18 protein-coding genes and 2 pseudogenes are annotated in these 17,468 nt (G+C 51.6%); 12 read left to right on the forward strand and 8 right to left on the reverse strand.

The window, feature by feature from the left end; translation table 11 throughout:
• Window positions 1-9 precede the first annotated feature (9 nt).
• The gene (locus ACQG11_RS23650; RefSeq protein WP_000784387.1) at window positions 10-867 is read left to right on the forward strand and encodes an HNH endonuclease signature motif containing protein; all 858 of its coding nucleotides are present in this window, start codon (window positions 10-12) and stop codon (window positions 865-867) included.
• Between the two features lie 606 nt (window positions 868-1,473).
• Here ACQG11_RS23650 and ACQG11_RS23655 read toward each other — a convergent pair.
• The 6 genes from ACQG11_RS23655 to ACQG11_RS23680 all read right to left on the reverse strand — a co-directional run bounded on the left by ACQG11_RS23655 (window position 1,474) and on the right by ACQG11_RS23680 (window position 3,886).
• Complete coding sequence (locus ACQG11_RS23655) at window positions 1,474-1,878, reverse strand: H-NS family nucleoid-associated regulatory protein (RefSeq protein WP_001287391.1); 405 nt, start codon at window positions 1,876-1,878, stop codon at window positions 1,474-1,476.
• Between the two features lie 177 nt (window positions 1,879-2,055).
• A complete protein-coding gene (locus ACQG11_RS23660; protein ID WP_001100635.1) occupies window positions 2,056-2,349 on the reverse strand; it encodes a hypothetical protein in 294 nt (97 codons plus the stop codon).
• Window positions 2,350-2,374: 25 nt separating this feature from the next.
• Window positions 2,375-2,680, reverse strand: coding sequence for a hypothetical protein (locus ACQG11_RS23665; RefSeq protein ID WP_223152485.1), 306 nt, complete (start codon window positions 2,678-2,680; stop codon window positions 2,375-2,377).
• Window positions 2,652-3,107: a hypothetical protein gene (locus ACQG11_RS23670; RefSeq protein ID WP_000916941.1), complete on the reverse strand. Its 456-nt coding sequence runs from the start codon at window positions 3,105-3,107 to the stop codon at window positions 2,652-2,654. Before ACQG11_RS23670 ends, ACQG11_RS23665 begins: the two co-directional genes overlap by 29 nt.
• Window positions 3,108-3,182: 75 nt before the next feature.
• Entirely contained in the window at window positions 3,183-3,401 is a 219-nt protein-coding gene (locus tag ACQG11_RS23675) for a hypothetical protein (protein ID WP_306307795.1), read from the reverse strand.
• On the reverse strand, window positions 3,383-3,886 hold the full coding sequence (locus ACQG11_RS23680; protein ID WP_259420315.1) for an IS5 family transposase: 504 nt from the start codon (window positions 3,884-3,886) through the stop codon (window positions 3,383-3,385). The genes ACQG11_RS23675 and ACQG11_RS23680 overlap by 19 nt, the downstream gene beginning before the upstream one ends.
• A 24-nt stretch (window positions 3,887-3,910) precedes the next feature.
• On the opposite strand from ACQG11_RS23680, the gene ACQG11_RS23685 reads away from it, so the two are divergent.
• The 5 genes from ACQG11_RS23685 to ACQG11_RS23705 all read left to right on the forward strand — a co-directional run bounded on the left by ACQG11_RS23685 (window position 3,911) and on the right by ACQG11_RS23705 (window position 6,417).
• Window positions 3,911-4,615, forward strand: coding sequence for an IS6-like element IS26 family transposase (locus tag ACQG11_RS23685; RefSeq protein ID WP_001067855.1), 705 nt, complete (start codon window positions 3,911-3,913; stop codon window positions 4,613-4,615).
• A gap of 198 nt (window positions 4,616-4,813) precedes the next feature.
• On the forward strand, window positions 4,814-5,104 hold the full coding sequence (locus tag ACQG11_RS23690; protein ID WP_001247892.1) for a nucleotidyltransferase family protein: 291 nt from the start codon (window positions 4,814-4,816) through the stop codon (window positions 5,102-5,104).
• The gene (locus ACQG11_RS23695; protein ID WP_001293886.1) at window positions 5,101-5,502 is read left to right on the forward strand and encodes a HepT-like ribonuclease domain-containing protein; all 402 of its coding nucleotides are present in this window, start codon (window positions 5,101-5,103) and stop codon (window positions 5,500-5,502) included. Before ACQG11_RS23690 ends, ACQG11_RS23695 begins: the two co-directional genes overlap by 4 nt.
• Window positions 5,492-5,848, forward strand: a complete 357-nt coding sequence (locus tag ACQG11_RS23700) for a cupin domain-containing protein (RefSeq protein ID WP_000215515.1) — start codon at window positions 5,492-5,494, stop codon at window positions 5,846-5,848. The genes ACQG11_RS23695 and ACQG11_RS23700 overlap by 11 nt, the downstream gene beginning before the upstream one ends.
• A 254-nt stretch (window positions 5,849-6,102) precedes the next feature.
• Window positions 6,103-6,417, forward strand: coding sequence for a hypothetical protein (locus ACQG11_RS23705; protein WP_000091613.1), 315 nt, complete (start codon window positions 6,103-6,105; stop codon window positions 6,415-6,417).
• A 318-nt stretch (window positions 6,418-6,735) separates the two neighbouring features.
• Here the strand turns inward: ACQG11_RS23705 and ACQG11_RS23710 are convergent.
• A pseudogene (locus ACQG11_RS23710) lies at window positions 6,736-6,936 on the reverse strand (IS110 family transposase); the annotation flags it as partial.
• Between the two features lie 132 nt (window positions 6,937-7,068).
• Here ACQG11_RS23710 and ACQG11_RS23715 point away from each other — a divergent pair.
• The 5 genes and pseudogenes from ACQG11_RS23715 to ACQG11_RS23735 form a co-directional block, all read left to right on the forward strand.
• Window positions 7,069-9,096: a type I restriction-modification system subunit M gene (locus ACQG11_RS23715; protein WP_045358028.1), complete on the forward strand. Its 2,028-nt coding sequence runs from the start codon at window positions 7,069-7,071 to the stop codon at window positions 9,094-9,096.
• Complete coding sequence (locus ACQG11_RS23720) at window positions 9,093-10,400, forward strand: restriction endonuclease subunit S (protein ID WP_045337252.1); 1,308 nt, start codon at window positions 9,093-9,095, stop codon at window positions 10,398-10,400. Before ACQG11_RS23715 ends, ACQG11_RS23720 begins: the two co-directional genes overlap by 4 nt.
• On the forward strand, window positions 10,401-13,658 hold the full coding sequence (locus ACQG11_RS23725) for a type I restriction endonuclease subunit R (protein WP_045337254.1): 3,258 nt from the start codon (window positions 10,401-10,403) through the stop codon (window positions 13,656-13,658).
• Window positions 13,659-13,662: 4 nt separating this feature from the next.
• Window positions 13,663-14,931, forward strand: a complete 1,269-nt coding sequence (locus ACQG11_RS23730) for an ISL3-like element ISKpn25 family transposase (protein WP_426728912.1) — start codon at window positions 13,663-13,665, stop codon at window positions 14,929-14,931.
• Window positions 14,932-15,077: 146 nt separating this feature from the next.
• Window positions 15,078-15,590, forward strand: a pseudogene (locus ACQG11_RS23735) (VOC family protein); the annotation flags it as partial.
• Window positions 15,591-15,690: 100 nt separating this feature from the next.
• Here ACQG11_RS23735 and ACQG11_RS23740 read toward each other — a convergent pair.
• A complete protein-coding gene (locus ACQG11_RS23740) occupies window positions 15,691-16,455 on the reverse strand; it encodes a GntR family transcriptional regulator (RefSeq protein ID WP_032451558.1) in 765 nt (254 codons plus the stop codon).
• A gap of 225 nt (window positions 16,456-16,680) precedes the next feature.
• Between ACQG11_RS23740 and ACQG11_RS23745 the strand changes: the two genes are divergently transcribed.
• The gene (locus ACQG11_RS23745; protein WP_003032097.1) at window positions 16,681-17,466 is read left to right on the forward strand and encodes an ABC transporter substrate-binding protein; all 786 of its coding nucleotides are present in this window, start codon (window positions 16,681-16,683) and stop codon (window positions 17,464-17,466) included.
• Window positions 17,467-17,468: the final 2 nt, after the last annotated feature.

Here is a 17,468-nt window from a genome sequence, read left to right on the forward strand (position 1 = left end):
ACAGCAAAGATGAAAATGACGAAGCCAAAACCGGTAAGCCGGATGAAAAGACCGTTTATTAGTGAGCTTGCAGAGCTGGGTTTATCGGGTGAAATTCTTTCAATTCGAACTGACGGCATGCAGGGGACGCTCATACCCGATCTTACCGCAGGGGTGAGTGAAGCAGGCCGTGTGAAAACCGGCAACTGGGTAATCTCTGACAAGAGAACCTTCGACCATGTCGTTCTGTGTGTTGAAAGACAAGATGAGAACCATGATGTGTACGTAGGTAAATTCATCCAGTTACATGTAGCCGCTAATAAGAGCCTTAAGATCGTCGAAATGGGCGATGTGAAACTGGTGGCCATAACCAGCTCGATTCCTACCACTTTTAATGGTGGGATAAAGAGATACAAAGGGGTTACGTATGTGTCACTTTCCCAAACAGCTCAAACCACTATCGACTTCCCGAAGCGTATCTACAAAGAGGGCCAGGAATGTACTTCTGTCACCAGTCCTGACCAAGGTCCTTTCGCCCGGGATGTTAGGTTGAATTGCTACGGGCGATGTGTTGTCACCGGCGTAAGGTCCCCCTGGCGTACTGAGGCCGCGCACTTAACGCCACGTCATGAAGAAGGCATTCCCGACGTAACGAACGGAATTTTACTTCGCCGTGATATCCATACACTGTTCGACAATGACCATTGCGCCATAAACCCTGACACTATGAAAATTTACTTCAGCCGGGAGGCCCGGGAGTTGGATGATGATCTCCTGAAATGGCATGGGAATGAGATAGAGACGACACGCATGCAGGTTCCGGTTAACATCGAAAACCTTCGGATACGATGGCAAAAATTTAAGGCTAAGGATCGTCAGCGTAAATAAAGCCATAAGCTGAACCACGGCGAGGATTAGTCTTGTTCACTAAATGACAGCGAGAGATTAAATGCAAACCCAAAAAGATATTACAGTTGGCCAGATCTGGGAAGAAGTGGATCCAAGACTGATCCGGAAAGTGCGAGTTGTTGAGGTGGCCTCGTTAGAAGGGCCCAAAGGCATCCTAATCGAAAACGTGGAGTCTGGTCGTAAGAACTGGGCGTCGTCATCCCGCTTTAATGGAAAGCGTGGAGGGTATCGTCTTATTTCCTGAAGGTTTTGCCAATATGGGAAACTGAAGAGGTTGAAACCATCCCGGTGAGGGAGCATATCTGGTAAAGAAGAGTCTTTAAAAAGGTTTTACGCGACCTGGGATAATAAACGGGAAAACGATACCCAAAAAAAGAATACAGCGATGATAACGATAAGGAATGGTAAGGGCTTCAATATTTTGAGAAATGACCTGGCTTCCTTTGCATCTGCATTTCTAATCAAACTGTCCACATAGGGATCACAGCTCTTAGGTTCTGAATTTTTCATATGTTCTGTACCTGAAATTGATTCCGTATGAGAAAAGGCCACCGAAGTGGCCTCTATCAAAACTGGTGGCAAAAGTTAGATCAGGAAATCATCAAGACTTTTACCGGCTGCAATTTGTTCTGCCAGAGCTTTGGGGGTACGGCCCTGTCCAGTCCACGTTTTTGTTTCGCCATTTTCATCAGTAAATGAGTATTTGGCCGGGCGTGGTTCACGGCTTTTCTTGGTAGCCGTAGATTTGGCCTGGAATGAGCCAAGCAGCTCTTCCGGGTTGATACCATCTTCTTCCATTAACTTACGCAGGGCGTCAAGTTTCTCCTGACGAGCTTGCAGTTCGGCAGCTTTGGATGATTCTTCCTGACGACGCTCATCAACAATGACATTAAGCTTTTCGAGGATTTCCTCAAGTACTTCTAAAGGCAGCTCGCGGCCCTGGGCGCGAAGAGTACGAATATTGTTTAACGATTTGAGTGCTTCAGACATACGACCTCACTTTCTAATTCTTTGATAAGGATTTACTTAATCATAATACACTCTATAAGGAAAAAGATGCCAGCTTTATGTCTTCAGGTACAAAGATATCTTGCTAAGAATACTCCTTATCTTCCTTGTGCAGACTGTTTCGTGCTTTCGATGTTGTTCATGAGTCTTAAAATCTGCTCACTGTTTAGGGTACTCATGCTGTAAATCATCAAGAAGGAAGCGCAGAACAACATAAGCAATCGGAAAAGGAAACCATGCCAGTGACAGGCCATATATGGCGGAGATAAACATAGGGTAATTTAACTCACTTACAAAATTCGCTTCATTGTATTGTTGAATCGAAATGGCAGAAGCAAAAATTATAATTAAAGTAAGAAAAATCCACTCTAGCCATCTCTTTTTATAACAAGCATAAGCGAAAGCTGTAGGGTAAAAAATAAAGCAAAAAATTCCAGCTGCAATTACGTTCATAAAAGTAACTTTCCTGATAGCGCAGTTATTTTTCGAATGCAGCATCATGAACAACTGCCATAACATTGATGATTGGCTTTCTTTTTCTGAAGAACCTTCCGCGCGGCAAAGTTTCTCCCGCTTTGAGACGATAAAGCCAGAAAACATAAGCCGGAGGAACATTGCTGTCAAAAATATCTGAACAAGTTTGAACTGTGATGCCTACTGTATTGTCTTTCCTCATCTCTTTAAAAGTGCCTTGCAATGCAGCGGATAACGTCATTTTTAAGAAACCTTTTTCTGTTTGAACGGATAGACTTGACTTAGCTGGCTTGACTGTAATGTTTGCCACTAAAGATCCCTCGTTCTGAGGATGCAGGCACTACAAAGTTACCGTCAGGTCTAATCATACGAGTTTGGATGAAATTTTTGCCGGATTTGGTTTTTTCAACCTGGTGCTCGATCTTCCATTCTTCTTTGACGGGACCGGATGACAAATGAACTAGAACCGGTACTTTTTTACGTGTTCTATCCAGAACAATACAATTTGATTTATCCGTATCAACGCTTCCCTGAAGAGTATTCAAAGAGCAATTATCATATCCCTCAACCGGAACTGCATTACCTTGGATATCAATTTTGAATCCTCCAGCTATTACAATTTCGGGTGCATTATCATTTAAAGTCTCGTCATAGGCAGCATCAACTACATCGCAAGCAGTAAGAGTAAGTGACGATGCCACAGCAAGACACAATAAAGAAAATCTGTTTTTGAGCATATTTGAGACCTTTTATAAAAATAAAATAACAGGAGAATTGTATCATTAACAGTCTAGTTCTAACGACTACCACTTTTAAGTATGTATTGAGCCAGTTTTATATTCAGGCACACCATATTGCACTCTAGGGAAGGTGCGAATAAGCAGGTCATTTCTTCCCAAGCTGACTCGCTGATTAAAATTTCGCGGATCTGGGCCGATTTTTTTCCCGCAAACACATCGAATCAGCCTATTTAGGCTATTTTTTCCACCATTTCTGGCGTTATTTCCGGTTTTTACTGAGATCTCTCCCACTGACGTATCATTTGGTCCACCCGAAACAGGTTGGCCAGGGTGAATAACATCGCCAGTTGGTTATCGTTTTTCAGCAGCCCCTTGTATCTGGCTTTCACGAAGCCGAACTGCCGCTTGATGATGCGAAACGGGTGCTCCACCCTGGCACGGATGCTGGCTTTCATGTATTCGATGTTGATGGCCGTTTTGTTCTTGCGCGGATGCTGCTTCAAGGTTTTTACCCTGCCGGGACGCTCGGCGATCAGCCAGTCCACATCCACCTCGGCCAGCTCCTCGCGCTGTGGCGCTCCTTGGTAGCCGGCATCGGCTGAGACAAATTGCTCCTCTCCATGAAGCAGATTACCCAGCTGATTGAGGTCATGCTCGTTGGCCGCGGTGGTGACCAGGCTGTGGGTCAGGCCACTCTTGGCATCGACACCAATGTGGGCCTTCATGCCAAAGTGCCAGGCACTGTTGCAAATAGTCGGTGGTGATAAACTTATCATCCCCTTTTGCTGATGGAGCTGCACATGAACCCATTCAAAGGCCGGCATTTTCAGCGTGACATCATTCTGTGGGCCGTACGCTGGTACTGCAAATACGGCATCAGTTACCGTGAGCTGCAGGAGATGCTGGCTGAACGCGGAGTGAATGTCGATCACTCCACGATTTACCGCTGGGTTCAGCGTTATGCGCCTGAAATGGAAAAACGGCTGCGCTGGTACTGGCGTAACCCTTCCGATCTTTGCCCGTGGCACATGGATGAAACCTACGTGAAGGTCAATGGCCGCTGGGCGTATCTGTACCGGGCCGTCGACAGCCGGGGCCGCACTGTCGATTTTTATCTCTCCTCCCGTCGTAACAGCAAAGCTGCATACCGGTTTCTGGGTAAAATCCTCAACAACGTGAAGAAGTGGCAGATCCCGCGATTCATCAACACGGATAAAGCGCCCGCCTATGGTCGCGCGCTTGCTCTGCTCAAACGCGAAGGCCGGTGCCCGTCTGACGTTGAACACCGACAGATTAAGTACCGGAACAACGTGATTGAATGCGATCATGGCAAACTGAAACGGATAATCGGCGCCACGCTGGGATTTAAATCCATGAAGACGGCTTACGCCACCATCAAAGGTATTGAGGTGATGCGTGCACTACGCAAAGGCCAGGCCTCAGCATTTTATTATGGTGATCCCCTGGGCGAAATGCGCCTGGTAAGCAGAGTTTTTGAAATGTAAGGCCTTTGAATAAGACAAAACGCTGCCTCATCGCTAACTTTGCAACAGTGCCACATAAATCACTCGAACTGATGACGCCAGTGGACTATATTTTACGTGAGAGTAAAAATTGCAATATGTGGTGGACCCATACAAGTTCTTGAAATTCTATTCTTGATTGCATATCATCTCAACGAGTTTCGATAAGAAAGGATGCGCATGCGACCGTCTGTTGTGCTTGACATGAAGCGAAGCGCAGTGCGTGAAGCGGTAGGCCGCTTTCGCGCCGCGAACCCGCGCGTCTTCGGCTCGGTGCTGCATGGCACCGACCGGGATGGCAGCGACCTCGACCTGTTGGTCGATGCGCTGCCCGGTGCCACGTTGTTGGACTTGGGCGATTTGGAAGAAGAACTGAAATCGCTGCTCGGCGTTGACGTCGATCTGCTGACTCCCGGCGACCTGCCGCCGAAGTTCCGGGCCAAGGTGCTCGCGGAGGCGCAACCGATATGAGCGAGAACCGCCTGCCCGATTACCTCGACCACATTCAGCAGGCCGCAACCGATGCGCGCAGCTTCGTGGAAGGGATGGCCAAGGACGACTTCTTGGCCGACAAGCGCACCCAGCAGGCCGTCATCATGAGCCTGATCGTCATCGGCGAGGCGGCCACAAAGGTGATGGATGGCTACGTCGAGTTCACCCAGGCGCATGCCGACGTGCCGTGGCGCAGCATGCGCAATATGCGTAATCGCATGGCTCACGGCTATTTCGACATCAACCTCGATGTGGTGTGGGAGACGGTACAGGAATGGCTGCCGGCGTTGCTCCAGCAATTGCCCGCCGTGCGTCAGGATGCCGACGATGAAGACCGTAACGACAACTGTGAAAGAGGGATCTCCGATGACTGTTGAATCGAGAATATTTTCTGTAGCCGAGTATGTTCAGCCGTCCGAAGGCGAGCCTATTCGTTCCGTTGTGCTTGAAACCCGAGACTCAATTATCGTGGTTTGGCATGTCCATCCCGGGCAGGAAATTGCGGCTCACATTCATCCTCACGGCCAAGACACGTGGACTGTTTTGTCGGGAATGGCTGATTACTTTCAGGGCAATGGGATTGTTCGTGCCCTCAGGGAAGGTGAGATAGCCGTGGCAAGACCGGGCCAAGTGCACGGGGCGCGAAATACAGGTACCGAGCCATTTGTGTTAGTCTCGGTTGTGGCATCAGCCAATGCCGGTTTCGTATTGGCTGAGCGATAGAGCCCAATCTCTGGAGTTGGTCCAATGAGCGGTCGGGGAGATAGGTAACAGACATGCAGCGGACACGGCTGCTAAACCAGGTCGCAAACCTCCTTGCGTCGCAGCGTGCCGCAAGCGACGCGATCAATCGAATGGGGTCGGCATGAGACTGAACACCATCCAGTTCCCGACCGCGTAGCCGCCTGTCCTGCCGATCAGGTCTTGACCATCGACGCCTGGGATCAGTCCTGAATGTTCTTGGAGACCACTACGTTATGAGCCGCAGCCGCCGCAAAACACCCATCGTCGGGCACACGACCTGCGGCAGCGAGCGCGAGGACAAGAAGCTCTGGCATCAGCGCTGGCGCACCCGTGAGCGCACGGCGCTGACCAGCGCGTCGCCCGAAGCCCTGAGCGCCCATCTGCCCCTGCTGGAAAACCAGGCCAGCAGCGTCTGGTCGATGGGCAAGGATGGCCGCTCCTACTGGCCCGTCAAGCGCCAGGCCGCCACGGCGGATCGCATCGCCAATCACAAGGGACGCAACCCGCAAGAACGCGCCTCCCTGAAAAAGCGCCTGCTTACACTGTGATTCCTTCAAAATATCTCAACGAAATTTCCCGACACCTGTTTGGGGTCGTCTCAGAAAACGGAATCTATGGTCACTCCCGTTTTTGCAACACCGATTTTGACGACAAGTTGGCTTGCTTGAATCTATCCGGCGTCTGAATGGGATTTTATTCCCGCGCCTTGATGAGTTCCGCGCCTGATGAACCTCCAGAAAATATACGGCTTCAATGAGCCTTTCCGTTTTACAGGTTCCTCAACAGGCCGGTGGGCCGTTAGTATCATCAATATCAGTATTCGCAAAACCAGATCAGTAATTCTTTAAACCGGTGTATTTCTGCCGTTATGCTACATAAGTTTGCTGTCGTGCCGTTAGGGCCCAGGCTATTCTGGCCAGCTTGTTTGCCAGAGCACAAGTGACGACAAAGTTGCTTTTCCGGCACAGTAAATCCCTGACCCAATCGGCCAATTTGCCAGACTGGTGTTCCAGTTTTTGTATGAATACCCTGGCACATTGAACCAACAAAGTTCGGATCTTTTTATGGCTATTTGCATTCTGAGGTAGAATCGCAGATTTAGCTAGGAATTGAAATCCATCCCCTTTTGTGCAAAATCTGGTTGACATTCGCAGATTGACTACAGTACCGTTCTGTGCAAAAGGTGGTTGGAGTCAAGAATGAACGAATTTACGGGATCGGCAGCTTCACAGGCTGACTTTATTTGGAAGAACGCGGAAGACCTGTGGGGGGACTTCAAGCATACGGACTTTGGCAAGATCATTTTGCCGTTTACCTTGCTGCGCCGCCTGGAGTGTGCGCTGGAGCCGACTCGCGAGGCGGTGAGAGAAGCGCATGACGCTTTCAAGGATGCCGATGTTGAGCTGGATACCATTCTGCGCTCAACCGCTGAATACCCCTTCTACAACACCTCTGAATACTCCCTTGGCACCCTGGGTAGCACCAAGACGCGCCGCAATCTGGAAGACTACATCGCCCTGTTTTCGGATAACGCCCGCGCTATCTTCGAGGAGTTTGAGTTTGGCAATACGGTGATCCGGCTGGAGAAAGCGGGCTTGCTGTACAAGATTTGCCAGAACTTTGCCAAGATCGACCTGCACCCGGACGTGGTGCCGGATCGGGTGATGAGTAACATCTACGAACACCTGATTCGCCGCTTTGGTGCCGAGGTAAATGAAGGGGCCGAGGACTTCATGACGCCGCGTGACATCGTTCACCTGGCGACCGCATTGCTGCTTGACCCGGATGATGCCCTGTTTGAGGCCAGCCCCGGTTTGATTCGAACTCTGTATGACCCGACCTGTGGTACGGGTGGCTTCCTCACCGATGCCATGAACCATGTGGGCGACTACGGTAACCGCGACAAGATCCCGCCAGTGCTGGTGCCGCACGGGCAGGAGTTGGAGCCGGAAACCCATGCGGTTTGTGTAGCCGGTATGCTGATCCGCCGTTTGGAGTCCGACCCCGGCCGAGATCTATCGAAGAACATTCGTCAGGGCAGCACGCTGTCCAACGACCAGTTTGCCGGTGAGCGTTTCCACTACTGCCTGTCCAATCCGCCTTTCGGCAAGAAATGGGAGAAGGACAAAACCGCCGTCGAAGCAGAACACAAAAAAGGTGAGTTGGGCCGTTTTGGGCCGGGCCTGCCGAAAATTAGCGATGGCTCCATGCTGTTTTTGATGCACCTGGCGAGCAAGCTAGAACTGCCGATCAACGGCGGTGGCCGCGCCGCTATCGTGCTGTCGGGTTCGCCACTGTTTAACGGCGGTGCCGCGTCTGGCGAATCGGAAATACGCCGTTGGTTGCTGGAAGACGACCTGATTGAAGCCATTGTAGCTCTGCCAACGGAGCTGTTCTTCCGAACCAATATCGCCACCTACCTGTGGATTCTGTCCAACAAGAAGCCGCAGGAGCGCAAAGGCAAGGTGCAGTTGATTAACGCCACCGACCTTTGGACTTCAATCCGCAACGAGGGCAACAAACGCCGTATTGTCAGCGATGAGCAGCGCCGCCAGATTCTGGACATCTACGCCACAGGCGAAAGCGGAGCGCTTTCCCGGATGCTTGACTACCGTACCTTTGGCTACCGTCGTATCAGGGTTCTGCGCCCGCTGCGCATGACCCTGGAGCTGGATAAGGTGGGCATGGATCGGCTGGAAGCCGAAGCTGCCTGGGAAAAGCTCTCTGATGCGCATCAGACATTCTGGCGTGAAGCCCTCAAGCCGCTGATCGGGCAAACGCAGCCCTATAGCTGGGCAGAAACCTTTGTTAAGAACTCGATCAAGTCCGACGAAGCTAAGCAGCTCAAGGTCAAATCCAGCAAAACATTGATCACCGCGCTGATCAACGCCTTTGGTCACAAAGACCCGAAAGCCGAGCCAGTCACGGATTCCAACGGCGAGCTGGTGCCAGACACAGATTTAACTGATTACGAGAACGTCCCCTATCTGGATGACATCGACGACTACTTTGCTCGCGAAGTGCTTCCTCATGTGCCGGATGCCTGGCTGGATGAGAGTTTTACCGATGCCAGGGATGGTCAATTGGGCCGCGTTGGCTATGAGATCAACTTCAACCGCTTCTTCTACCAGTACCAGCCGCCGCGCAAGCTGCAAGATATTGATGAAGACCTGAAGCAAGTAGAAGCCGAGATTGCCGCGCTACTGGCGGAGGTGGCCAGCGAATGAGCCAGTACAGAGCATATCCCGCATATAAGGATTCCGGTATTGAGTGGATTGGGCAGGTGCCGGAGCATTGGAAGGTAGCGAGAGTCAAGCGACTGGCGTCATTGCGCAATGAACGACGAAATGATGTATCTACTGATACCATTTATATCGGACTTGAGGATGTAGAAGCAGGATCAGGGCAGTACAAGCCAACGAATGGAAGCTCCCGTCAATCAGAAGATTCAACTGTAGGCATCTTTTATGAAGGGGATGTCCTGTACGGTAAGCTGCGTCCATATTTGCGAAAAGCCATTATTTCAGAGATGGCAGGGTGCTGCTCAACAGAATTTTTGGTTCTGAGGGCTGAAAAAACAGAACCCAGATGGCTGCAAGAATGGCTTTTAACTCCTGATGTAACGCATCAAATAGAGTCAGGATGCGAGGGAGCGAAAATGCCTCGTGCAGATTGGGGGCATATCGGTTCAATTGAAGTTGTATACCCAGATCAGCCTGAGCAAGCGAAAATACTAACCTCCCTCGACCGCGAAACCGCCCGCATTGATGCGCTTATCGAGAAGAAAACCCGCTTTATCGAGCTACTGAAGGAAAAGCGCCAGGCGCTGATTACCCATGCTGTCACCAAGGGACTAGACCGCAACGCCAAGATGAAGGACTCCGGCATTGAGTGGATTGGGCAGGTGCCGGAGCACTGGGAGGCGACAAAACTAAAGCATGTTGCTGCATTCTCTGGTGGTGGTACGCCATCAAAAGAAAATCCAGACTATTGGAACGGCTGCATCCCTTGGGTCTCTCCAAAGGATATGAAACATGAGGTGATTACCGATTCTATAGATCATATAACTACCAAAGGACTGGAAAATAGTGCCACGAAACTGATTGACTCGGGAGCGGTGTTGCTGGTTGCTAGATCAGGTATTCTTCGTCACACGATACCGGTTGGGATCAATAATGTTCCTGTTAGCTTAAATCAGGACATGAAAGCATTGAGCCTTGATGAAACTAGGGTTAGACCCCGGTTTATACTTCGGTGGGTACAGGGGCTTAACCGCTCGTTGCTTGGGATATGGGCAAAAGAAGGAGCTACTGTTGAAAGCTTAGAGCATGAATATGTAGCGAACACTCGTCTACCTCTTCCAGATCTGAAGGAGCAAGATGCCATTCTAGCCACCCTCGACCTTGAAACCGCCCGCATTGATGCTCTGATTAGCAAGTCGGAACAAAGTATCATCCTGCTCAAAGAACGCCGCGCCGCCTTTATCACCGCCGCTGTCACAGGCCAGATTGATTTGCGAGGAAAACAATAAATGCAATCAGCAGCACATCAGGAAAAACACTTCCAGCAATACATCATCGACCGGTTGGTAGAGCAGGGCTGGAAGCTGGGTGATTCCAAGTTCTACGACACCGAGCGGGCGGTGTACCCCGAAGACCTGGAAAGCTGGATTAAAACCAGCGGCCAGCAGGAAAAATGGGACAAGCTGGAACGGCTCAACGGGGCCAAAACCCTTGAAGTGCTGATGGATCGCCTGGATAAAGCACTGGAGAAACAAGGCACCATGCAGGTGTTGCGCCAGGGTTTTTCCATTGCCGGTTGCGGCCTGATCGAGATGACCGAGGCCGCACCGGAAGACAAGCGCAATGCAGCAGTCATTGAGCGTTACCAGGCCAATATCCTGCGCGTGGTGCCGGAACTGAAGTATCACCCGGCCCGTGAATTTGCCATTGATCTGGTGCTGTTTATCAACGGTCTGCCGGTGGCAACCGTCGAACTGAAGACCGACTTCACCCAGTCCTGCGAAGCGGCCATGGATCAGTACCGCAATGATCGTCTGCCGTATGACGCCAAGACCAAACGCCGGGAGCCATTGCTGACCTTCAAGCGCGGGGCGGTGGTGCATTTCGCCATGTCCGACTCTGAAATCATGATGGCGACCAAGCTGGATGGAGAAAACACCTTTTTCCTGCCGTTCAATAAGGGGCGAAAGGACGAAAGCGGCACGGTACATGCGGGTAACCCGCCAGGTGAAATTAAGGCCGATGGTACCCAGGAATACCCGGTAGCCTACTTCTGGGAGGCGGTCTGCCAGCCGGATGCCTGGCTGCGGATTTTCCATAGTTTTGTCTACGTCGAGAAAAAGGACGTGGTGGATATTCAGGGCAACTGGTCGAAGAAAGAAACTCTGATTTTCCCGCGCTTCCACCAATGGACGGCAGTGAACCAGATGCTGGCCGATGCCCGCGAAAACGGCGCAGGCATGACCTACCTGTGTGACCACAGCGCCGGTTCCGGCAAGACCAGCACCATTTCCTGGACGGCTCATGACTTGGTGAAACTGCGCGAAGATAACGGCGACGCGGTATTTAACAGCGTGATCATTGTAACCGACCGTAATGTGCTGGACGGCCAGCTTCAGGACGCGGTGAAACAGATTGACCATCAGTTTGGGGTGATCGCCGCCATTGACCGGCAAAAGTCATCCAAGTCCAAGAGCAAGCAGCTCTCGGAAGCCTTGTTGTCTGGCACGCCGATTGTGGTGGTCACGATCCAGACCTTCCCCTACGCGATGGAAGCCATCATCACTGACAAGGCCCTGAAAGGGAAAAACTTTGCTGTGATCATTGATGAGGCGCATAACTCGCAGACAGGCTCTACCGCCGCTAAGCTGCAAGCCGCGCTGGGGATGAGCGGACAAGGCAAGATGTCCACCATGACGGTGGATGAACTGCTGGAGCAACTGCAAAAGTCCCGCGCCCGCCCGGACAATATCAGCTACTTCGCCTTTACCGGCACGCCCAAACACTCCACTTTGATGCTGTTCGGTCGCCCGACAGATCCAAGCCAACCGATCTCGGACGATAACCCGCCGCAAGCCTTCCACCTGTACACCATGCGCCAGGCCATTGAGGAGAAATTCATTCTCGATGTGTTGAACGGCTATGTACCCTACAAAACAGCCTTCAACCTTTCCAAGCAGCTTGAAGACAGCAAGCGGGTAAGCGGCAAGGCCGCCAAACGCGCCCTGGCACAGTGGATGTCATTGCACCCCACCAATGTGACCCAGAAGGTACAGTTTATCGTTGAGCACTTCACCAAGAACGTCGCCCACCGGCTGGATGGCAAGGCCAAGGCGATGGTCGTGACCAGCTCCCGTGCCGCTGCCATTCGCTACAAGAAGGCGTTTGACCGCTATATCGAGCAGCACAGCGAGTACGGCTTTATTCATTCACTGGTGGCCTTCTCCGGCAAGATGACCGGTAAGCAGGTGATGCACCAGGATGACAGCGAGTTTAAGGACGATGTGTTTATCGTCGATGAGAACGAGGAGTTCACCGAGCAGAGCATGAACCCGGATGTCCACGGGCAGGATTTGCGCTTTGCCTTTGACCGCCCAGAATACCGGGTAATGTTGGTGGCCGACAAGTTCCAGACCGGCTTTGACCAGCCCAAACTGGTCGCCATGTATGTGGACAAGAAAATCGCCAACCATGTGGAGATTGTGCAGACCTTCGCCCGCCTGAACCGGACGGCGCCTGGGAAAGATGAAGTCTTTATCATCGACTTCGTGAACGACCCGGAGAACGTGCGCAAGGCCTTTGCCACCTATGACAAGGGCGCTCACATCAGCGAAGTGCAAGACCTCAATGTGGTCTACGAGATCAAGGAGCGACTGGACGAGCACGGCCTGTACGACGAGAAGGACTTGGCCGCGTTCAAGGAAGCCCGCTTCAAGACCATACGTGACATCACCCATACTAAATCGCCACAGCACAAGGCGCTGTATACCGCTACAGCTGGAGCGACGGCCTTGTATAACGACAAGTTGAAAATGTTGCGCGATGGCATGGCAACCTGGGAAGCAGCGTTTGAGAAGGCCCGCGCCAAGGGTGACGAGGCGGGTATGAAGTCTGCCGATCACCACCAGGATGAGTATGCCGAGCAAATCAAGGCGTTGATGGGCTTCAAGTCGGACCTGGGGCGCTTCTGCCGTACCTATTCCTATATCGCCCAACTGATTGATTTTGGCGACCCGGAGTTGGAAAACTTTGCCGCTTTCGCCAAGCTGTTGCAAAAGCGCCTTCAGCACGAAGCACCGGAAACCGTGGACTTGACAGGCCTGGTGCTTACTGGCTTTGACATCAATGCTCGACCCGATGACGTAGAAGACGAAGGCAAAACCCCGGTATTGCAACCAGCAGGTGCAGGCGGTGGTGGCGCGGTAGGCGACAAGCCTAAATTCGTCAAAGAAATTATCGAGAGGCTCAACAGCCTGTTTGGTGAGGCGACGCCGATACAGGATCAGGTGGCTTTCGTTAATCAGATTTCAGCGATTACCGGTGAAAGCGATGTCGTCATGGCTCAGGTGGAAAGCAACACCCGTGAGCAGGCTATGAAAGGCAACCTCCCCGGTGCTGTTCAGCAAGCGGTTGTTCGTGCTTTGTCCAGTCATCAGAAGCTGGCAACCCAGGTGCTCAAGTCTGACCGTCAGGGCATGACCGCATTGGTTGATATGGTGTATGACCTGCTGCGCGAAGGCAAAGACATCGATCTGGGTATGGATTAAGCCGATGCTTGACCTGCTGAATCTGCCAGGCATCAAGCCGGTCGATATGCGCCACGAGGGCAAGTGCCTTGTGATAGTTGCTGAGCCGGTAACGGTCGAGGTGCCGTTATGTGGGGACTGCAACATCCCTATGCACAGACACGGTACGCGCAAAAACAAGTTCATGGACACGCCGTTGTACATGGAGCCCGTCCGCCTTGAAGTTCAGCGCCCGCGCTTTCGCTGTAAGTCGTGCGGAAAAATGTCCATGCCGGAGTTGAGTTTTCTGGATGACAAACGCCGAGCCACCAAACGGCTGGTCGATGTTATTCGGCAACAGTGCCTGGGAACCACCTTCCATGCTTTAGCCGAGCAAACCGGTGTGGCAGTGAACACCGTCAAGAACATCGCTCACGATCTCATTGAGGAACTCTCCCAAACCGTTCGTTACGAAACCCCGGTCATCATGGGTATTGACGAAGTGAACCTTGCCGGCGGGTATCGCTGTGTAATCACCAATCTGGCAACCAACAACGTCTTTGATATGTTGGAGCATCGTACTCAAGAGCACCTGAAGCCCTTCTTCAAGGATTTGCCGGATGCTGACAAAGTGGAATGGGTCTGTACGGATATGTGGCGACCCTTCAAGCGTTCCTTTGCTCAGTATCTGCCCAACGCCAAACTGGTGATCGACAAGTTCCATGTCGTCAAGATGGCCTCTGAAGCCTTGGAAGCGGAGCGCAAGAACTATCAGGCACAGTTAAGCAAAGAAGATCGCATTTACGTCAAAAAGTCCATTCGCTGGCTCACCCTGAAGCGACCCGGCAACCTGACGCCCGCAGAGCAAAAGGCGCTGGAGGTTATAAAGCAGGCGATCCCAGCACTTGCCATGGCCTATGACTTCAAGGAAGCCTTCTTCTGCATCTACGACGAACCCGATAAGCAGAGCGCTCAGAACGCCTTTGAGGCTTGGGAGAACAGCCTGCCGCCTTATGGCATGGAGCCTTTCAAAAAACTGGTAAAAACGGTACACAACCATTACGACGACATCTTTGCCTACTGGGATGCGCCGTTCTCAATCACCAATGGCTATACCGAAGGGCTCAACGGCTTGATCAAGATGTCCAACCGGTTAGGTCGGGGTTATAGCTATGAGATCATGCGTGCAAAGACGTTGTACTCCAAAGAAGCCCGCAAGGTTGGCAGTGGTATTCGAGCAGGACGAGGCAAGGTCGAGTATGGACCGCACATTCCGACATTGTTGAAGCAGGCAGAAGGTGGAGAGTTGGATTAACGCGAGAGAGGGCGCGTCTGAGAATCCAACCAATGTTAGATTTTCGCAGGGTGGTGAAAAACAGAAAAATCCAACCAGAAGCAGCTTTTTGTCCGACTAAGAGTCTAGGGTTAGAATGGATGGATTCCAACCCTAGAATGCAAATAGCCCCCGAAAACCAGGTGCTGCACCGGGTAGCGTTGCGCACGGATGATATTGACCAGACGCATGCAGAGTTGCGCAGTCAAGGGTTACAGGTCTCGCCAATTGTTAACGGCCAGCGCAACGACCCGCAAGGAAACGTCATTAGCTGGCGTATTTTTACCATTGATGGGGATTTTAACGGCCTGCCGTATCCCTTTGTTCTGCAATGGGGAGAAGATGATAACGCACGGCTAACGCGGCTACGCGCTCAGGGGCTCGACAAGCCGCATCCGGCAGGCGAAGTGACATTACAGAGCGCCATTTTTGAGGTGCAGGATCCGCAGGCCGCGCGTGAGCACTGGCACGCGTTGTTCGGTTTTAATGAACTGTCTGAAGGTCTGTCCGCAGGACAGCAGCGCTTTCTCTTTCGTCAGGGGGAGGCCAATCGATTAGTCGAACTGGTTTTTAACGCCTCTGATCCGTCGCTGAAAGGCCAGCGTTTTCGCGTCGGTCGCGGTGAATATCGCTTTCAATAAGGCGTTGCCGCTCATGGCAAATGTACATTTTATTGGTGCCGGCCAAATGGCGGAAGCCATTATCCACGCCCCGCTGGCGGCGAAAACATGCAATAGCCCGTCACGGTGAAAGCACGTCCACTTCCTTCAGGCCGCCATTGATGCGAAAAGCGACGCGTTGCGGGTGATTCACCGAGACCAGATACTCAATCGGCTGATGCTGGCTATCGTAAATCACACCACGGTAGACCAGCGCCGGGCTCTCTGGTTTCGCCTGCAACAGTTGATGCTCCTCTTCGCTCATCGCCGCTGCCCGGATGGTTCCTTCATCGTACACATCGTGAATAGCGTAACGTTCAGCCAGCAGGCGATAAAGCGACCCTTCTTTTTCTAACATATCAGCGCTCAAATCCGCGACACGGGCTTGAGGTAAGTAACTGGTTTCGATGCAGAAAGGGTGTCCATCAGCCAGGCGCAGGCGTTTGATCATGACTAAAGGATCGCCCTCTTCAATGTGCAGTAGCCGTGCAATGCGGGCGCTGGCCGCGGAAATATGGAAGTAGATCAACTGGCTGCTGGGCACTGCGCCATTCAATTCAAGAATTTTACTGATGCCCAGCGCAGGCTGTAGCGGGCGTTCAATCGCCGTATCGACCAACCAGGTTCCCTGATTCCCCCGTCTTTCCAGCACGCCTTCGTCAATCAATTCAGTGATGATTTTTCGCACTGTCACACGGCTGATACCCAACACCTCGCTTAATTCGCGCTCTGCGGGGATCTGATCGCCGCTGTTGAAATCGGGTGAATTGAGCATTCCGAGTAGTTTTTTGCGCGCGTCGAGATAGCTCCTGCGCGGCCTTCTGGTCTGTTTTACTGGGCTGGTCATGGTCTGTTTTGTGTCGGTTATGGAAAGCAAAAAATAGGAAATCAATCAGTTGATTATACAAAATAAAATCATTTATATCGGTATGGCGTGACACTAAGAATAACATACCACGACAATTTTTTTGGTTATTATTCGCGAATTATTGTTGCTATATCCGCCAGATCGAGCGTATATCAATCTTCGTGGTATATTTTTTGGTATGTTTAAACCTTGGGGGGAACAGCTATGAAAATTAAAAAAGCCATCGCCGGGCTTGCTTCAGCGATAGCCATGTTAGGCTGCATTCACACGTCGGCGGCGGCGGATCAGCTGCGTTTCGGTATCGACCCGACCTTCCCACCGTTTGAATCGAAAAATGCCAATGGTCAGCTCATCGGTTTCGATATCGACCTTGGTAATGCGATTTGCGCGGAGATGAAAGTGCAATGCTCCTGGGTACAGAACAGCTTCGACGGGCTTATTCCGGCACTTCAGGCAAAGAAATTTGATGCCATTCTTTCTTCTCTGTCGATCACTGATGAACGTAAAAAAGCCATCTCTTTCAGTGACAAACTCTTCAATACTCCCGCATTCCTGGTGACCGCTAAAGGCAGTTCGCTCGCCCCCACGGCGGCATCGCTGAAAGGTAAACGTATTGGCGTCCAGCAGGGTTCGGTATTTGAAAGTTATGCCAACAAATACTGGCGCAACGCGGGCGTTGAGGTGGTTGCTTATCCGGATGCGGAATCGGTCTATGCCGATCTGATTAATGGCCGCCTTGATGGCACGCTCGATGATGCGGTGGTGATCACTGAAGCGCTGTTGAGCAAACCCCAGGGCCAAAAGTTCACGCTAATCCAGCCGCAAGTCAAAGATGATGAGATCTTTGGGCCCGGCACCGGGATCGGGTTACGGCAGGATGATATAGATTTACAGGCCCGTTTTAACAAGGCGATCGCCGCGATTCGCGCCAACGGCACCTATGATCGTTTAGCGAAAAAATACTTCAATTTCAATATCTACGGTGATTAACC

The sequence above is a fragment of the Enterobacter cloacae complex sp. 372C4 genome, assembly GCF_050030615.1.
Classification (GTDB): Bacteria; Pseudomonadota; Gammaproteobacteria; order Enterobacterales; family Enterobacteriaceae; genus Enterobacter; species Enterobacter intestinihominis.

Coding starts and splice junctions, on each gene's coding strand:
- ACQG11_RS23650 (WP_000784387.1), top strand. CDS start 10: ATGAAAATGACGAAGCCAAAACCGGTAAGCCGGATGAAAAGACCGTTT.
- ACQG11_RS23655 (WP_001287391.1), bottom strand. CDS start 1,878: ATGTCTGAAGCACTCAAATCGTTAAACAATATTCGTACTCTTCGCGCC.
- ACQG11_RS23660 (WP_001100635.1), bottom strand. CDS start 2,349: ATGAACGTAATTGCAGCTGGAATTTTTTGCTTTATTTTTTACCCTACA.
- ACQG11_RS23670 (WP_000916941.1), bottom strand. CDS start 3,107: ATGCTCAAAAACAGATTTTCTTTATTGTGTCTTGCTGTGGCATCGTCA.
- ACQG11_RS23680 (WP_259420315.1), bottom strand. CDS start 3,886: ATGATAAGTTTATCACCACCGACTATTTGCAACAGTGCCTGGCACTTT.
- ACQG11_RS23685 (WP_001067855.1), top strand. CDS start 3,911: ATGAACCCATTCAAAGGCCGGCATTTTCAGCGTGACATCATTCTGTGG.
- ACQG11_RS23690 (WP_001247892.1), top strand. CDS start 4,814: ATGCGACCGTCTGTTGTGCTTGACATGAAGCGAAGCGCAGTGCGTGAA.
- ACQG11_RS23695 (WP_001293886.1), top strand. CDS start 5,101: ATGAGCGAGAACCGCCTGCCCGATTACCTCGACCACATTCAGCAGGCC.
- ACQG11_RS23700 (WP_000215515.1), top strand. CDS start 5,492: ATGACTGTTGAATCGAGAATATTTTCTGTAGCCGAGTATGTTCAGCCG.
- ACQG11_RS23705 (WP_000091613.1), top strand. CDS start 6,103: ATGAGCCGCAGCCGCCGCAAAACACCCATCGTCGGGCACACGACCTGC.
- ACQG11_RS23715 (WP_045358028.1), top strand. CDS start 7,069: ATGAACGAATTTACGGGATCGGCAGCTTCACAGGCTGACTTTATTTGG.
- ACQG11_RS23720 (WP_045337252.1), top strand. CDS start 9,093: ATGAGCCAGTACAGAGCATATCCCGCATATAAGGATTCCGGTATTGAG.
- ACQG11_RS23725 (WP_045337254.1), top strand. CDS start 10,401: ATGCAATCAGCAGCACATCAGGAAAAACACTTCCAGCAATACATCATC.
- ACQG11_RS23730 (WP_426728912.1), top strand. CDS start 13,663: ATGCTTGACCTGCTGAATCTGCCAGGCATCAAGCCGGTCGATATGCGC.
- ACQG11_RS23740 (WP_032451558.1), bottom strand. CDS start 16,455: ATGACCAGCCCAGTAAAACAGACCAGAAGGCCGCGCAGGAGCTATCTC.
- ACQG11_RS23745 (WP_003032097.1), top strand. CDS start 16,681: ATGAAAATTAAAAAAGCCATCGCCGGGCTTGCTTCAGCGATAGCCATG.